Origin of the sequence: Clostridium bowmanii (assembly GCF_018861315.1) — a bacterium.
Classification (GTDB): domain Bacteria; phylum Bacillota; class Clostridia; order Clostridiales; family Clostridiaceae; genus Clostridium_AD; species Clostridium_AD bowmanii.
The window spans coordinates 12325-26137 of the sequence record NZ_JAHLDL010000032.1; the positions used below are offsets into that span (position 1 = coordinate 12325).

Here is a 13813-nt window from a genome sequence, read left to right on the forward strand (position 1 = left end):
AACTCATTACAAAATCGCGAATTTCATTTGAATTCTTTTTTGTTTTCAATAATTTCTATAATTCTAAGTTCTAATTGGTCTAAATTTTTCACTTGATTCTTCATTTCTTTTGTGTAATTTTTTCCAGAGCCTAAGTTATCCCACTCTATAGTTTTCTTGTGCCCTCTTAGGTATATGATTAAGTATGATTTCATAATGCTTGAATCCATTTTAGTCTCATCTGTGATTTTATCAGGATAGCTCATAATGCTTTTTTCAGTGATGTAAGTTTCAATTCCCTTCATTTCACTTTTAGTAAGTGATAACTTTGTTTTAGCTTTCCCCTTATTCACCAATTCCCTCACAAAAGTATCATTTAAAGTGTTTAATACATTTTTTGGCTTTCCACTATACTTGAATAATATTAGATTTACATCTTCTTCAACACCATACCTTAATACAATATTAAATTTATTTTTTTCATGTTGGTATTTATATAAATCAAAAACAAAAAATCCTAAGATTATAATTAATATTAGGAGTAAAATTCTCTTTATGTATCTTTTCTTTCTCAATCTGCTTTTCATAATACCCACCTCCCCATAACAACTTCAATTTAACCCTTCTTGTTTTTATTAAAAGCTAAACGCAAATATTTTTTATCATTATTGTTATATTATGGTTAAATAGTATCATGCTTTCATGCAGCAGTAAACAGTTTTAACTCTTTTAATTTATCAAAAAAATAAAATAAGCTGCCATTACATTGCTTTGCACTGTAATAACAGTTTATTTATTATTGAGTATATTTCTTTCCAACTATAAACCCTAACTATATTCTCATTCAATGGCTTTCGATTATAATTAGCATCTAACAAAAGAACCTTAAATCCTGCATCTGATAGCTGAATTGCGTTGTCATAATTATCTTCGATAAACACATTGCATTCTAATTCTCTTGCTTTATCCACTTTGTAATGACTTCCTAAAACAAACAGATCATCATAGGGAATTCTATTTTTTCTTAGATAAGAATGAGTTAACATAGTTAGTGATTTTTCTCTTGCCGTAACGAAAAATATATTATGCATAAGACTTAGTCTTTTTATTACAATTTGTACATCTTCTCTAAGCTTTTGCTGTAAGTGAATTTGAATTTTATTTTCATCATAAAATTTCTCATATTCGCTTTGCTTAATGCCCATTACCTCATGGATATAATAATTAGTTATTTGATCCTCAGTTATATTTTTGTTAAAATACTTATTGGTAATATTAAGCCAATAATAAGCATCCGTTATTGTTCCATCAATATCAATACATATATTTAAATTTTTCATTTTTTGTTAACCTCCCTTATGTATTCATTATATGCTTGGAAGGTTAAGAACACGTTAATGATTGATTATGTTTTGTTTAAATTTTGAGAATTTTAGTAATATTTAAACTACGAATATATATCGTTAAAAAACAAATAATAACTATAAGAATAAACTACAAGGAGATGTTGTTAAATGGAAAATTTACCATATGACGGTTTTATGCAAAAGGAACTATTAGTTAAAGGCCAACTAATTAATTCTTCTAATAATGATGAAACTACAGCTCATTGCAGTAATTCCTGTCCTAAGTGTGGTGTACGAAAATGTGAATTAAGTGAAGGACATTTTGGTAATCACAAATGCGCTAAGGGACATACTTGGTAATATACAATGTGAGAAAATCTAAAGATGCCAGCTGCCACCCACGTGGCAAGTGGCATCTTTATCAAATTTCTTTCTCTTATTTATTAAGAAAGATATTAAGATATTAAATAATAATCCATTACTGAAATCTCTTCAAAGCCGCAGGATTCGTAAAGTCCCAATGCATTTTTGTTTTCAGTAGCAACATCAAGAAGTATATTATCCACGTCCTTATTCTTTAAAATATCTATAGCAGAATTTAAAATTTCACGACCATAGCCCTTTCCTCGAAAATCTGGAAGTACTCCAAATCCATAAATAAACCCCTCATTATCTGTTACACTAGTATGAATTTTACCAATGATTTTTCCATTAAGCTCTGCCATATAGCTAATAAAATTATTATCTACCTGAATGGGTAATTGCTGCACATCCTCTTTATCCTCATTTTCAGGGTGTCCAAAGTAAATAGATGTTTGCCCATTAATTTCAGCTGCATCTTCATTAGTTGCTAACCTAAGGTTTATAACATCTGTGCGCGTAACCTCCAAAGTTTTTTTATTCAAGCACATTTTATACTCTGAGGAAGCATATTCAGCTCCAAGTGAGTTTATAAATTCTAGCCCTGAAATAGATGTATGGTCACATAACATTAAAACTTCTGCTGGGTATATTCTTTGCCATTCTTCCTTAGCAAGCAAAAATAGTTTTTTAAAAATTCTTTTTCTTCGAAACTTAGGATGCACCATACCATTGATTTCTACTGTACTTCCACCAAAATTACCTAAGCCTAAATAACCCACTAAAATTTCATTTTCGTAATAGAAAAACTCAGTCATAATTTTATTCTTTATACAATTCTCCCTTTGGCGCATTTTAAAATCAAGCTCTAATTTCAAATTAATTTTCTGCTGCTCATAACATATTGATTCTAACCTTTTAATAGCATTACAGTCTTCTTCATTTAATTCAAATTTCATAGAAATTGTATGCTGATAATTATTCATTGTATTTGCCCCCTAGTTTCTAAAATATCTACTTAAAATATACCCTACATTACTACTCCAAACGAATATATTTAAAAGAGTTTATAAATATATTCTAATTAGTCTTATAGTTATATAATACATTGTATTAATAATAATTCCAATTTAAAGCAGTCTCCTACCCCTTTTGATATTCCTATCTCTAGATATAACCCTCCAAAAGTGCCTAATGGTGTGAACCCCTTCATAAAGAAGACCTGTTTTACAAAAGAAACGATCATCATCTTTTGTTTTTATCGTCTGTATAAATGGATAATCCTTGAGATTACCTGAATAATAAATAAATTCACCTATAATTTCGCTAATATCTGTTGGTGTTATCTTATAGGATTCTAATGTTGTAAGTTTAAGTCCTCCTTGTCTTAGGGTTTCCATGACAAATTCAGAGCATATGTAGGTCTTATACATAGCATGCTTCTTTTTAGAAATAAGCCCAAGGGCTTGAATGAAATTATAGTAATAAACCTCTTTATCATTATATATATCATATATGAATTTACTTATTAATTCATATTGCTCTGTAGTTACAGGTATGCGATATACAATAATAGGTACATCATCCTTAACTCCTATGGTAAGTGTAAACACACTCTCTCTGATAATACCGCCTACAAGAGGATTGGTAACTGCCAATCTACAAAAGGAATACATTTTGCTTAATTTCTCATCTAAACTTATTGATGCATGATTATATTTTCCTTTTAAAAATTTTCTAATTATCTTGCCCATAGAAGTTGGTGTTCTTGAAATAATAACATAAACATACTTTTCCATTTTACTTCTCCTTGAAATTACCTAATTATTATTTAAATAAACTTTATGAAATATAAAAGTAATTCTATTATAAACCTTATTTAATTATTTTCCATAAAATTATTTTTTCAGCATATTTGCCAATTTATTTGTAAAATGTTCTTGTAGTATTATTTACCTATTACACACTTCTTACTCAATTTTCCAACTAAATAAGAACTCCAAAACCTTAATGTTTCTAAGCTTTTGGAGTTCTTATTTACATAAGTTGATTATAATAAATATCACTCTATCCTACTATATTTCAACTTTATATTTATTCTTATGTGATTTGTACTACAGGGATGCTCTAAATATATTTAATACATCCTGAGCTTCTAAAACTCTAAAGTTTCCTAGATTACCATTTCTTGTAGCTTGCTTTGCCATTTCTTCTAATTTCTCTTCGCTTATGCCAACTTCACTTAATGAAGAAGGAATCCCTAAGGAATTATAATATTCTCTTGTCTTTTCAATTGCCTCATTTGCAATTTCATACTTATCTCCACTTTCATCTATATTCCAAACATTTACTCCATATTCAACAAACTTTTCTAAGGTCGATTCATTAAGAATGTATTTCATCCAATGTGGTGTTAATATTGCAAGGCCCACTCCATGAGTGATATCATAGTATGCACTTAATTCATGCTCCATTGCATGAACACTCCACTCTGTTTCTTTTCCGTAGCTTAAAAGACCATTTATTGCAAGGCTTGAAGTCCACATTAAATTAGATCTAGCTTCATAATTCTCTGGTTCTTTTAGAGCTATTGGTCCATAATTTATACAAGTTTTTAGCATTGCCTCAGCCATTCTGTTTTGCAGAAAAGCTTCCTTTGTGCTACTAAAATACACTTCAAATATATGACTAGTTATATCTGCAGTACCCGCTGCAGTTTGTTTTTCAGGTAATGTAAATGTATAAGTAGGATCCAATATAGAGAACTTAGGTGCCATATCTTTGTGTCCTGTTCCTAATTTTTCTTTTGTATCGAAATTAGTAATTACAGCTACAGCATCCATTTCAGAACCTGTTGCTGCAAGTGTTAATATAGTAGCAAGTGGAAGCACCTTTTTAATTTTCCTTGGATCAAGCACTATGTCCCATGCATCGCCTTCATAATAACAGGCTGCTGCAATAACCTTTGCACAGTCAATTGAGCTTCCCCCACCAACTGCAAGTATAAGGTCTATTTCATTGTCTATGCAGAGCTGAACACCTTTTCTAACACTAGTTACTCTTGGATTTGGTTCTACTCCTGAAAGCTCCCAAACATTAATATCATTGGTTTTTAATATTCCAGCGATTTTATCATATAATCCACTTTTCTTAATGCTACCTCCTCCGTAAACAAGCAATACATTAGAGCCGTATTTTTTTATTTCACTACCAAGTACCTTTATCTGATTTTTGCCAAAAAATATTTTAGTTGGAATTGAATAATTGAAATTTTTCATATTAAATTCTCCTCTTTATTTTTTATTTTTTCTTCCCTAGTTTATTATTTAATTGGGACCCCAGACATTACACAAAGTACAATATTTTTAAAACAATTCAATAATATTAACTTTATAAATACAATTTTACCACTATAATCATTTAATGCAAGTACACACTTTTATAACATATAGTTACTATTATAATACCATAGGTTATTATTGACAAAACTTAGAATTACACATAATATTTCTTTATTACCTATAATATAAAACACAAATATTATTTAAGGTAAAGGAGCGTAAATAAATGAATACATTATTATTTGATCTTGATGGTACTTTGCTTCCTATAGACATGATTCTATTTGAAAAGCTATATTTTAAAGAACTTTCAAAAAATTTTGCTAATATAATATCCCCTAGTGAACTAGCCAAAAATATATGGAGTTCTACTAAAATAATGGTAGAAAACACAGAATACAAAACCAATGAAGAAATATTCATGGCTGATTTTACCACTAGAATGAACATGAAGCTTCCTGCTTTGCAAAAACGCTTTGATGATTTTTATGATACAAACTTTTTAAAAATCAGTGAATATGCTTTGGATATTCATTGCATAAAAGAAAGTGTTAATCTATTAAAATCAAAAGGTTATACCGTTGCACTAGCTACAAATCCACTGTTTCCTGAAAAAGCTATTCATCATAGAATACGTTGGGCAGGCTTTGAGCCAGAAGACTTTTCATATATTTCAACCTTTGAAAAAAACCATTACTGTAAACCTCAATTAAAATATTATGAAGAGATACTAAAGGATATAGAAAAAACACCAGAAGACTGCTTGATGGTTGGAAATGATGTTCAAGAAGATATAATTGCTAAAAACCTTGGACTAAAGACATATCTAATAACAAATAATCTTCTACATAGGACCGAAGAAGAAATAATAACTGATTATAGTGGAGAATACGAGGATTTCTATGAATTTGTAAAAACCTTGCCTTCTATTAAATAATAAATCTAGTTATTTATTTCATTTTTCCTTACTTACCACTTGTCATGTGGTGGCGCTTTTTAATTCATGATGTATAATGAATATATATACTGCAAGCTTGCCACCTGGGTGGCACCGTGCACCAAAGGAGATTAATTACAATGAGAAAGAAATATATAACTTATATAAACGATTTACCTATAACCATCTCCCTTGAGAGTATAAAGGACTATCCAATACATTGGCATAATTCTATAGAAATAATTTTTGTGCTTGAGGGCAGTGTTAATGTACTTATAGAATCTGGAACTTATGAAATTAAAGACAGTGAAATTGAAATTATAAATTGTGACGAAGCCCACAGAATTTATGCAAAAGAAAAAAACAAGGTGTTAATCTTTCACGTTGACCCCACATTTTTCGAGAAATATTATGATGATATGAAAAACATTTATTTTTATACAAACTCTACGCAGGAAGGCGCACAGCTTGAAGAAAAGTATGACGTTCTTAGGAAATACTTATCTATTCTAGCTTGCGAATTAATACAAAAGAGTGAAAACTTTGATGATCAAATAGAAGTTGTTTTAGTAGAATTATTATTTCATTTAATAAATAACTTTCACTATCTTAATTACGATGAGAAAGATTTAAAAGAAAATGTAATCCAATTTCAAAGGTATCACAGAATAAGAAAGTACATCTATAATAACTACATGAATAAAATTAGTTTACAAGATATAGCTAATACAGAATATTTAAGTACTTATTATTTATCTCATCAAATAAAGGATATCTCTGGAACAAGTTTTACTGAGTTAGTCAATATTGTGAGGGTAGATGAATCTATTAAATTATTATTAGATACAGATAGAACCATCTCAGATATTTCTTTAGATGTTGGTTTTTCTCATGCTAGATATTACAATAAGAGCTTTAAAGATTACTATAAATGTACTCCCTTGCAGTTCAGAAAAAAATATCATATAGATGAAGATAAATTTGATAGCTTTAAAAATATACAAACTCATGATTTATCCGAAACTCTGCCATATATATCTTACTATTTAGAAAACTATGATAGATTTAACTATACCAATAAAATCATTAAACTCCAGATAGATTCTCTCTTGCCAGGTATAAAATTACAACATATATGGAAAGAAAAATTGAATTTAGGTCAAGCAGAAGAACTTATAAAATCTGGTGAACAGGGATATCTGAGATCTATTCAAGAAGCTATTGGCTTTGAAAATGGTATTGTTCAAAATTTATTTGGAAAAGAAATGAAAATATATTTCAATGAAAATGTAAGATTTTTAAATTGGAATGAGGTTGAAAAACTATTAGAATTTTTAATGGATATATCTCTTGTACCATTAATAATTTTAAACCAGACTTTTGAAGATAAAAGTTCTTTTATAAAACTTTTAGAAAGCTTTATACTATATTTTGCTGATATATATGGCATTGAAATAGTTAGGCTGTGGAAATTCCAAGCCTCCAAAGATTTATCGGTAGAGTATATAGATATTACACGTGAAATTTTTAATAAATATGAATTGCTGAATTTAATAGAGGAGCCTTTTGATGTTCCTAAAGCTATAAATACTATTTACGACTCCTCGTACATGCTTCCATATATTATTCATAATTTTATTAGCAACAATAATAATCTTCTTACACTAAAAGCTTTTGATACTGTGGAGGAAAACTCTATTTTAAATAACGAATTATTTTTTGGTTCCCCAGGACTTCTTACTTTAAACGGAATAAAGAAAGTTTCCTACTATGCTTATTATTTATTATCAAAACTAGGAAATGAGACTATAGAGCAAGGTGATGGATATATTATCACAAGGCAAGATGAGGATATTCAGGTCCTCCTTTACAGTTATAGTGATGAACTTAATTCCTTAATTAAGCTAGAGGACTTATCCAAAGGTAAGGGTAGCAAAAATATTACTGAGAGAAAGATATCCTTATCCATTAAAAATTTAGTTAATGACTATAAAGTAATCAAATATGAAATTGGTGAAAAAATTGGATCAGCTTACGACATTTGGTTACGTATGGGTAAACCAAAAAGACTTAGTTATGATGAGTGGAAAATCCTAACTAAGATTTCTGCTCCTAATGTTTCACTATCTTTTGCAAAAAAAACTACAGTTTACAATAACATAATAAAGATTGAAGGCTATGGCGCCACTTTAATAGTTCTTCAAAAAGTACAAAAACACCTATTTTAAGGTGTTTTTTTGTTATTTGTGTATTATTGAAAGTAATAGGTTAGCAATTTTGTCCTTTTTATCTAGCAACCCTGTGAATGTTAATATATTCATAATGGCGTAGAATAATACTTATGGAAACAAAGAATTCTTAAGGAGACGTGGGTTTCATGACAATGGGTAATGTAGCAGAAAGCAATAAAACATTTGGTGAGGAAAAGATTGGGAAACTATTATTAAAATTTTCCGTGCCAGCAATAATTTCTTTAATGGTATCAGAAATGTACAACATGGTAGATTCCATGTTTTTGGGGCAAGCCATAGGGGCAGATGCTATTGGTGCACTAACCATAGCCTTTCCAATTCAAAGATTGTTTTTAGCTATTTCAATGCTTATAGCTATCGGTGCTTCTACCTCTGTAGCAAGAAGCTGTGGAGATGAAGATTATGAAAATTTAAGAACTATAATACCTAATGCTATAGTTCTAATGCTTATAATAGTATGTACAATTAGTGCTGGTATTTTTATTTTTCAAGATACAATAATAAAAGGTTTAGGTGCTTCAAAAAATATATTCCCTCTTGCAAAAGATTATGTAAGTATAATACTCCTTGGAGTATTGTTTCAATCCTTTACAGTAATTGCTTCATATATTATAACTGCCTTTGGCAATACCAAAATAGTTCTATTAAGTACCTCTCTTGGTGCAATTTTCAATGTAATTATAGATTATTTACTAATAAATGTTTTTTCTTATGGTATAAAAGGCGCTGCTATAGCAACAGTAATATCTCAAATAATAGCTTTTATATATGTACTAACTGAATTTATGAAAATAAAAAACGACTTAAAGTTTTCTATTAAATTAACTCTTAATAAAGCAGTATCAATTGGAATAATATATGTTGGATTTTCAACTTTTATAGTAGAAATATCAGATGCAATAGTAGCTGCTATCTTAAACAATTTACTGTCTTCTTATGGTGGAGATATGGCCATTGTAACAGTTGGGTTAACTACAAGAGTTTCCATGTTTTTATTTATGACAGTAATGGGCATAAGCTCAGCTATGCAACCAATAGCCGCTTATAACTATGGTGCTGGAAATTATACAAGATTAAAAGAAGTTGTTAAAACATCTATCATTGCGGTATCTGTAAGTTCAACTATATTATGGGCAATATTTATGATTTTTGCAGAGCCACTTATAGGCATATTTATAAATGATAGTGCTATTATAGAATCCACGGCAAAGGCTTTTAGAATAATCATAGCTGTCTTCCCTTGTCTTGGGATATATTACTTGGCAATTTCTTATTGCCAAGCTATAAATAGGGTTAAGGCATCTTTCAAGCTATCTATTTATAGACAACTAATAATATTTATCCCACTAGTATATACCCTTGTAATAGGCTTAGATATGGGAGTACTTGGGGCATGGCTTGCTTACCCAATATCAGATGTTATATCCTTCATTACAGCTGCAATATTCATTAAATATACTTACATTTCTTTAGAAATATTAGAGATGCATCAAATTTATAAGATAAACAAGGCTAAATTTACAAAAGCTAGACTCGCTAATGCAAACATTTAAAAAAAATGTGTAGTTTTAAATTTAAGTATTTTAGAATAAATTGCTTGTCCAACTTGCCACTTGCCACGTGGGTGGCACTAAGATAGCACTAAGGCATCTTAAAAAAACAACTAGTTATCAGACTAGTTTATTTTTTTTAGGATGCCTTAATTAGATTATTTTATCATTTTTCACTTTGACTTCCACTATATCCCCTTGTTTTATCATTTTTATATTTCCATAAAAATGCACTTTATTATTCATTACAATAATTCCATCGCCATCATTACATGCATAAACTGTGTTTCCTGTGTTTTTAGAATATTCTTTTAAATCAACTAAATAATGGCTGTCCTCATTCCAATGTGGCATAAAATCGAAATCAACTAGGGCTAAGGATGATAAGTCTGATAATCCAACTATATCTTCGTCACCAAATTGAGCTGCTGATATATCTTTTGACATAAGTATTGCACCTGCACTTACTCCTATAATGTGGCCCCCATTTTCAACATATTTCCTCAGTCTAGTTATAAAATATCTTTTCTTTAGGTTATTCAAAAAATAATAGGTATTCCCTCCTGATAGATATATTATGTCTGATTTAAATATTTTTTCTATTTTATCCATGTTACAAAAATCATCTATATCAAAATAATCAACATTGAAATTTCCATATTCACTTAATTTATCTTTTGTTTTTTTAAAATATTTTAATTCTTTATCAGTCATTGAAGGTATATAGCTTATAGTATATTTTTTATCAGAAAATATTTCTTTCATTTTTCTTTTCAAATTCACATTATCATTTCCAGTAAAATCACTGAGCATAATCAAGGCTCCCATATTATTATCATCTCCTTTCATATTGCATACTTATATATTTATGCTTTGTTCCTTAAATTTGTACCTGAGGTGCTAAAGTAAAATTTAATATAAATACCCTTTTATGCAAAATATTCTTCACTTAATAGCCCCATAACAATTTCATCATAATACTTACCATCTTTGAAAATTTCTTTTCTCAGCCTTCCTTCTTGCTTAAATCCACATTTTTCATAGCATTTAATTGCACGTTCATTAAAAGAATATACCTGCAATTTTATTTTGTGTATATTCATCTGCTCAAAAATAAACTTAATTAGTACCTTCATTGCATCAGTGCCATAACCTTTACCCCAGTAGTCTTTATCCCCAATAAATATACCTACAACTATAACACTATTTTTCCAATCTATATTATTTATTCCGCAGCCGCCTATATATTTGCTATCTTCTAATGTCTCTATGGCAAAACTGTATATTTCCTTAGCCGCTGACATTCCATCAAACCACTTTTGTTCATCTTCAAGAGTGAATAAATAAGGAATTCCTGGGTGTAAGAGTCTCTTTAGCTCAGGATCATTTATAAAACATTGAGCTTGCTTTACATCTTCTTTTCTATATTCCCTTAATCTAATTTTTTCACCAGTGTACATATTATTATTCCCCCTCTATTATATATTTTCTCTAACCCCATCTTGACGTCGTATTTCATTTATAAATACTGCATCTTCAATTTTTACTGGTCTTATTATAAAATCCACATCTACTCCCCCATTTTTGTTACTTATTCAAATATAATCATACATATCCTTTACCAAATTATCAACTATTTGTAATTAAATTTAGCATAAAATTAACATAGACTAACATAAATCACTCAAACTTATTAAAATGTGCTCTTACCACTAACTACCAAATACCCCACCTTGAAATATTAATTATAAAACAAAAAAAGCTCCACAAAATCACTTTGGAAGTGACTCCGTAAAGTTATCTACGTGTAGGATGTTTCCCTGTACCGCTTACAATTTGTTAGGTACACTCACTGTATATGTTATATATTATGGTATTGTCAACATATTGTCAATATAAAACAATTTAATTATAAAATTTTATCAATAGCTTTTTTTATAGAATACACTTATTGAGCGAATATTATATTATAATTTTATAATTTTTGTTTAAATAACAAAATGCTCTTATGTTGACATTCTAAATAATGCATGTATAATTATAGTTAAACAATGAAATAATAAAATTTGAACATATAATGCAATGAACGAGAAAAGTATGTATATTTCAATTTAAAGAGAGCCAATGATGGTGGAAATTTGGCATTTGTAACTACAGAAAGAAGCTCTGGAGCAGTGGGCTGAAATTTTTGAGTAAGTCCAACGGGAACTTTCCGTTAAAAAAGTACAGTATGAATTTATACTGTTAATGAGTGGATTTAGGTATTGAAAGATGCCTTTACATCAATTTAGGTGGTACCGCGGAAGTTTACCTTTCGTCCTATTATAGTATAGGATGAGAGGTTTTTTTTGCGATGAAATAATATGAACAAGAAAGGATGATTAAAATGGATAACATGAAACTAGCAGATTTACTACTTCCAAGCATAGACAAAACTCCAGACTACTATACGAATCTTTACCCAGAAAGAAACCTTAAAGAAGGCGCTATGGTTACGAGATATGCCCCTAGTCCCACTGGTTTTCAACATCTTGGAGGGGTATTTGCTGCTCTTATATCTGAGCGTACGGCTCATCAGAGCGGAGGAATATTTTATTTTAGAATAGAAGACACTGATAAGAAAAGAGAGGTAGCTGGTGCCATTGAAGAAAGCACCACCACTCTACGCGATTTTGGAATTTTCTTTGATGAAGGAGTTGTGGATTCTAAGAGTGAAAAAGGTGCTTATGGACCTTACAAGCAAAGCGATAGGATGGAAATATATCATGCCTATGTAAAAGATTTAATAAAAAAAGGCTTAGCTTATCCTTGCTTTTGCACGGAAGAAGAATTGGATGAAACAAGAAAAATTCAACAAGAACTTAAAATTAATACAGGATATCATGGAAAATGGGCAATTCACAGAAATGCCACTTTCGATGAAATTAATGAAAATTTATCAAAAGGCAAACCCTTTGTTATAAGACTTAAATCTCCTGGTGATCCAAATAAAAGAGTAATTTGTAATGATTTAATTAAAGGTGATATAAGTATGCCAGAAAATGATCAAGATATTGTATTACTTAAAACTAATGGTCTTCCAACCTACCATTTAGCTCATGCTGTAGATGACCATTTAATGAGAACAACCCATGTTATACGTGGAGAAGAATGGTTTTCTTCTCTACCTATACATTTGCAATTATTTGAAATGTTAGGCTTTGCTGTTCCAAAATATGCTCATATTCCCACAATAATGAAAATGGATGGGACATCAAGGCGTAAACTTAGTAAAAGAAAAGATCCAGAAATACGTGTAGATTATTATAAATCTGAAGGTTATCCTCTTGTTTCTGTTACTGAATATCTTTCAAATTTAATTAATTCTAATTTTCAAGAATGGAGAATAGAGCATGCAGATGAACCTTGTGCAAACTTTACTATTATACTTGAAAATATGAGTAAAAGCGGTGCACTATTTGATATTTTAAAACTTAACGACATGAGTAAGGACGTTATAGCTACTATGAGCGCTAGCACCGTTTATGACTTATACCTTGCTTGGGCTAAAGAGAATGATACCGAAGTTGCGTGTTTACTTACTAAAAATGAGGATTATGCAAAGAAAATATTTAACATTGAAAGAGAAAATGAAAAACCAAGAAAAGATTTTGTAAAATGGTTAGATGTAAAAGAACATATTGAATATTTCTTTGATGATTTTTATAAAAATAGCATTAGTGCTGGCACTAATTTCCCTGATCATATATTAAGTGAAGAAGTGAAAATAATCCTTGATGGCTATATAGCTATATATAATCATAGTGATGATGCAGATACTTGGTTTTCACGAGTTAAAGAACTTTCTGAAAAACTTGGATATGCAAAAAACGGAAGAGTTTATAAAAAGAATCCTGATATATATAAAGGTGTAGTTTCTGATGTTGCAGCAGTTATCAGAGTGGCCTTAACTAATAGAACACAAACTCAAGATTTGTATGAAGTAATGCAGGTTATGGGTGAAAAACGTGTTATTGAAAGATTAAGTCAAGATTTTGTATAAAAAATG

13 protein-coding genes and 1 other annotated feature are annotated in these 13813 nt (G+C 29.6%); of the genes, 5 read left to right on the plus strand and 8 right to left on the minus strand.

The genetic code is table 11. The features are described 5' to 3' along the window. Positions 1–23 precede the first annotated feature (23 nt). Both KPL51_RS18070 and KPL51_RS18075 read right to left on the minus strand, forming a co-directional pair. The gene (locus KPL51_RS18070) at positions 24–566 is read right to left on the minus strand and encodes a hypothetical protein (protein ID WP_216164482.1); all 543 of its coding nucleotides are present in this window, start codon (positions 564–566) and stop codon (positions 24–26) included. A gap of 174 nt (positions 567–740) precedes the next feature. Beyond that, on the minus strand, positions 741–1319 hold the full coding sequence (locus KPL51_RS18075) for a 5' nucleotidase, NT5C type (protein WP_216164485.1): 579 nt from the start codon (positions 1317–1319) through the stop codon (positions 741–743). Between the two features lie 174 nt (positions 1320–1493). On the opposite strand from KPL51_RS18075, the gene KPL51_RS18080 reads away from it, so the two are divergent. Beyond that, complete coding sequence (locus tag KPL51_RS18080; RefSeq protein ID WP_216164489.1) at positions 1494–1685, plus strand: hypothetical protein; 192 nt, start codon at positions 1494–1496, stop codon at positions 1683–1685. Positions 1686–1780: 95 nt separating this feature from the next. On the opposite strand, the gene KPL51_RS18085 is transcribed toward KPL51_RS18080, so the two are convergent. The 3 genes from KPL51_RS18085 to KPL51_RS18095 form a co-directional block, all read right to left on the minus strand. After that, the gene (locus KPL51_RS18085) at positions 1781–2671 is read right to left on the minus strand and encodes a GNAT family N-acetyltransferase (protein ID WP_216164492.1); all 891 of its coding nucleotides are present in this window, start codon (positions 2669–2671) and stop codon (positions 1781–1783) included. A 144-nt stretch (positions 2672–2815) separates the two neighbouring features. Further along, the gene (locus KPL51_RS18090; RefSeq protein WP_216164495.1) at positions 2816–3484 is read right to left on the minus strand and encodes a hypothetical protein; all 669 of its coding nucleotides are present in this window, start codon (positions 3482–3484) and stop codon (positions 2816–2818) included. Between the two features lie 315 nt (positions 3485–3799). Beyond that, positions 3800–4963: an iron-containing alcohol dehydrogenase gene (locus KPL51_RS18095; RefSeq protein WP_216164498.1), complete on the minus strand. Its 1164-nt coding sequence runs from the start codon at positions 4961–4963 to the stop codon at positions 3800–3802. 289 nt (positions 4964–5252) lie between these two features. Here KPL51_RS18095 and KPL51_RS18100 point away from each other — a divergent pair, with 289 nt between their 5' ends. From KPL51_RS18100 to KPL51_RS18110, 3 genes are all read left to right on the plus strand, one after another. After that, positions 5253–5963, plus strand: coding sequence for an HAD family hydrolase (locus KPL51_RS18100; RefSeq protein ID WP_216164501.1), 711 nt, complete (start codon positions 5253–5255; stop codon positions 5961–5963). A gap of 140 nt (positions 5964–6103) precedes the next feature. Next, positions 6104–8191: a helix-turn-helix domain-containing protein gene (locus KPL51_RS18105; protein WP_216164504.1), complete on the plus strand. Its 2088-nt coding sequence runs from the start codon at positions 6104–6106 to the stop codon at positions 8189–8191. A gap of 149 nt (positions 8192–8340) precedes the next feature. Beyond that, positions 8341–9768, plus strand: a complete 1428-nt coding sequence (locus KPL51_RS18110; protein WP_216164507.1) for an MATE family efflux transporter — start codon at positions 8341–8343, stop codon at positions 9766–9768. A gap of 150 nt (positions 9769–9918) precedes the next feature. Here KPL51_RS18110 and KPL51_RS18115 read toward each other — a convergent pair whose 3' ends face one another. The 3 genes from KPL51_RS18115 to KPL51_RS18125 all read right to left on the minus strand — a co-directional run bounded on the left by KPL51_RS18115 (position 9919) and on the right by KPL51_RS18125 (position 11333). After that, positions 9919–10593, minus strand: a complete 675-nt coding sequence (locus tag KPL51_RS18115) for a Type 1 glutamine amidotransferase-like domain-containing protein (protein WP_216164511.1) — start codon at positions 10591–10593, stop codon at positions 9919–9921. 101 nt (positions 10594–10694) lie between these two features. Next, on the minus strand, positions 10695–11225 hold the full coding sequence (locus KPL51_RS18120) for a GNAT family N-acetyltransferase (RefSeq protein WP_216164514.1): 531 nt from the start codon (positions 11223–11225) through the stop codon (positions 10695–10697). Positions 11226–11243: 18 nt separating this feature from the next. After that, positions 11244–11333 carry an acetyltransferase gene (locus KPL51_RS18125; RefSeq protein WP_216164518.1) on the minus strand — a complete coding sequence of 30 codons (90 nt, stop codon included), beginning with the start codon at positions 11331–11333 and terminating at the stop codon, positions 11244–11246. A 505-nt stretch (positions 11334–11838) separates the two neighbouring features. Continuing rightward, positions 11839–12090, plus strand: a binding site (T-box leader). Positions 12091–12151: 61 nt separating this feature from the next. On the opposite strand from KPL51_RS18125, the gene gltX reads away from it, so the two are divergent. After that, on the plus strand, positions 12152–13807 hold the full coding sequence (gene gltX, locus KPL51_RS18130) for a glutamate--tRNA ligase (RefSeq protein WP_216164521.1): 1656 nt from the start codon (positions 12152–12154) through the stop codon (positions 13805–13807). The last annotated feature ends 6 nt before the right edge of the window (positions 13808–13813 follow it).

What these genes read in the sequence shown, in the direction of transcription:
- KPL51_RS18070 (WP_216164482.1), bottom strand. Translation starts at nt 566, where the DNA reads ATGAAAAGCAGATTGAGAAAGAAAAGATACATAAAGAGAATTTTACTC.
- KPL51_RS18075 (WP_216164485.1), bottom strand. Translation starts at nt 1,319, where the DNA reads ATGAAAAATTTAAATATATGTATTGATATTGATGGAACAATAACGGAT.
- KPL51_RS18080 (WP_216164489.1), top strand. Translation starts at nt 1,494, where the DNA reads ATGGAAAATTTACCATATGACGGTTTTATGCAAAAGGAACTATTAGTT.
- KPL51_RS18085 (WP_216164492.1), bottom strand. Translation starts at nt 2,671, where the DNA reads ATGAATAATTATCAGCATACAATTTCTATGAAATTTGAATTAAATGAA.
- KPL51_RS18090 (WP_216164495.1), bottom strand. Translation starts at nt 3,484, where the DNA reads ATGGAAAAGTATGTTTATGTTATTATTTCAAGAACACCAACTTCTATG.
- KPL51_RS18095 (WP_216164498.1), bottom strand. Translation starts at nt 4,963, where the DNA reads ATGAAAAATTTCAATTATTCAATTCCAACTAAAATATTTTTTGGCAAA.
- KPL51_RS18100 (WP_216164501.1), top strand. Translation starts at nt 5,253, where the DNA reads ATGAATACATTATTATTTGATCTTGATGGTACTTTGCTTCCTATAGAC.
- KPL51_RS18105 (WP_216164504.1), top strand. Translation starts at nt 6,104, where the DNA reads ATGAGAAAGAAATATATAACTTATATAAACGATTTACCTATAACCATC.
- KPL51_RS18110 (WP_216164507.1), top strand. Translation starts at nt 8,341, where the DNA reads ATGACAATGGGTAATGTAGCAGAAAGCAATAAAACATTTGGTGAGGAA.
- KPL51_RS18115 (WP_216164511.1), bottom strand. Translation starts at nt 10,593, where the DNA reads ATGGGAGCCTTGATTATGCTCAGTGATTTTACTGGAAATGATAATGTG.
- KPL51_RS18120 (WP_216164514.1), bottom strand. Translation starts at nt 11,225, where the DNA reads ATGTACACTGGTGAAAAAATTAGATTAAGGGAATATAGAAAAGAAGAT.
- gltX (WP_216164521.1), top strand. Translation starts at nt 12,152, where the DNA reads ATGGATAACATGAAACTAGCAGATTTACTACTTCCAAGCATAGACAAA.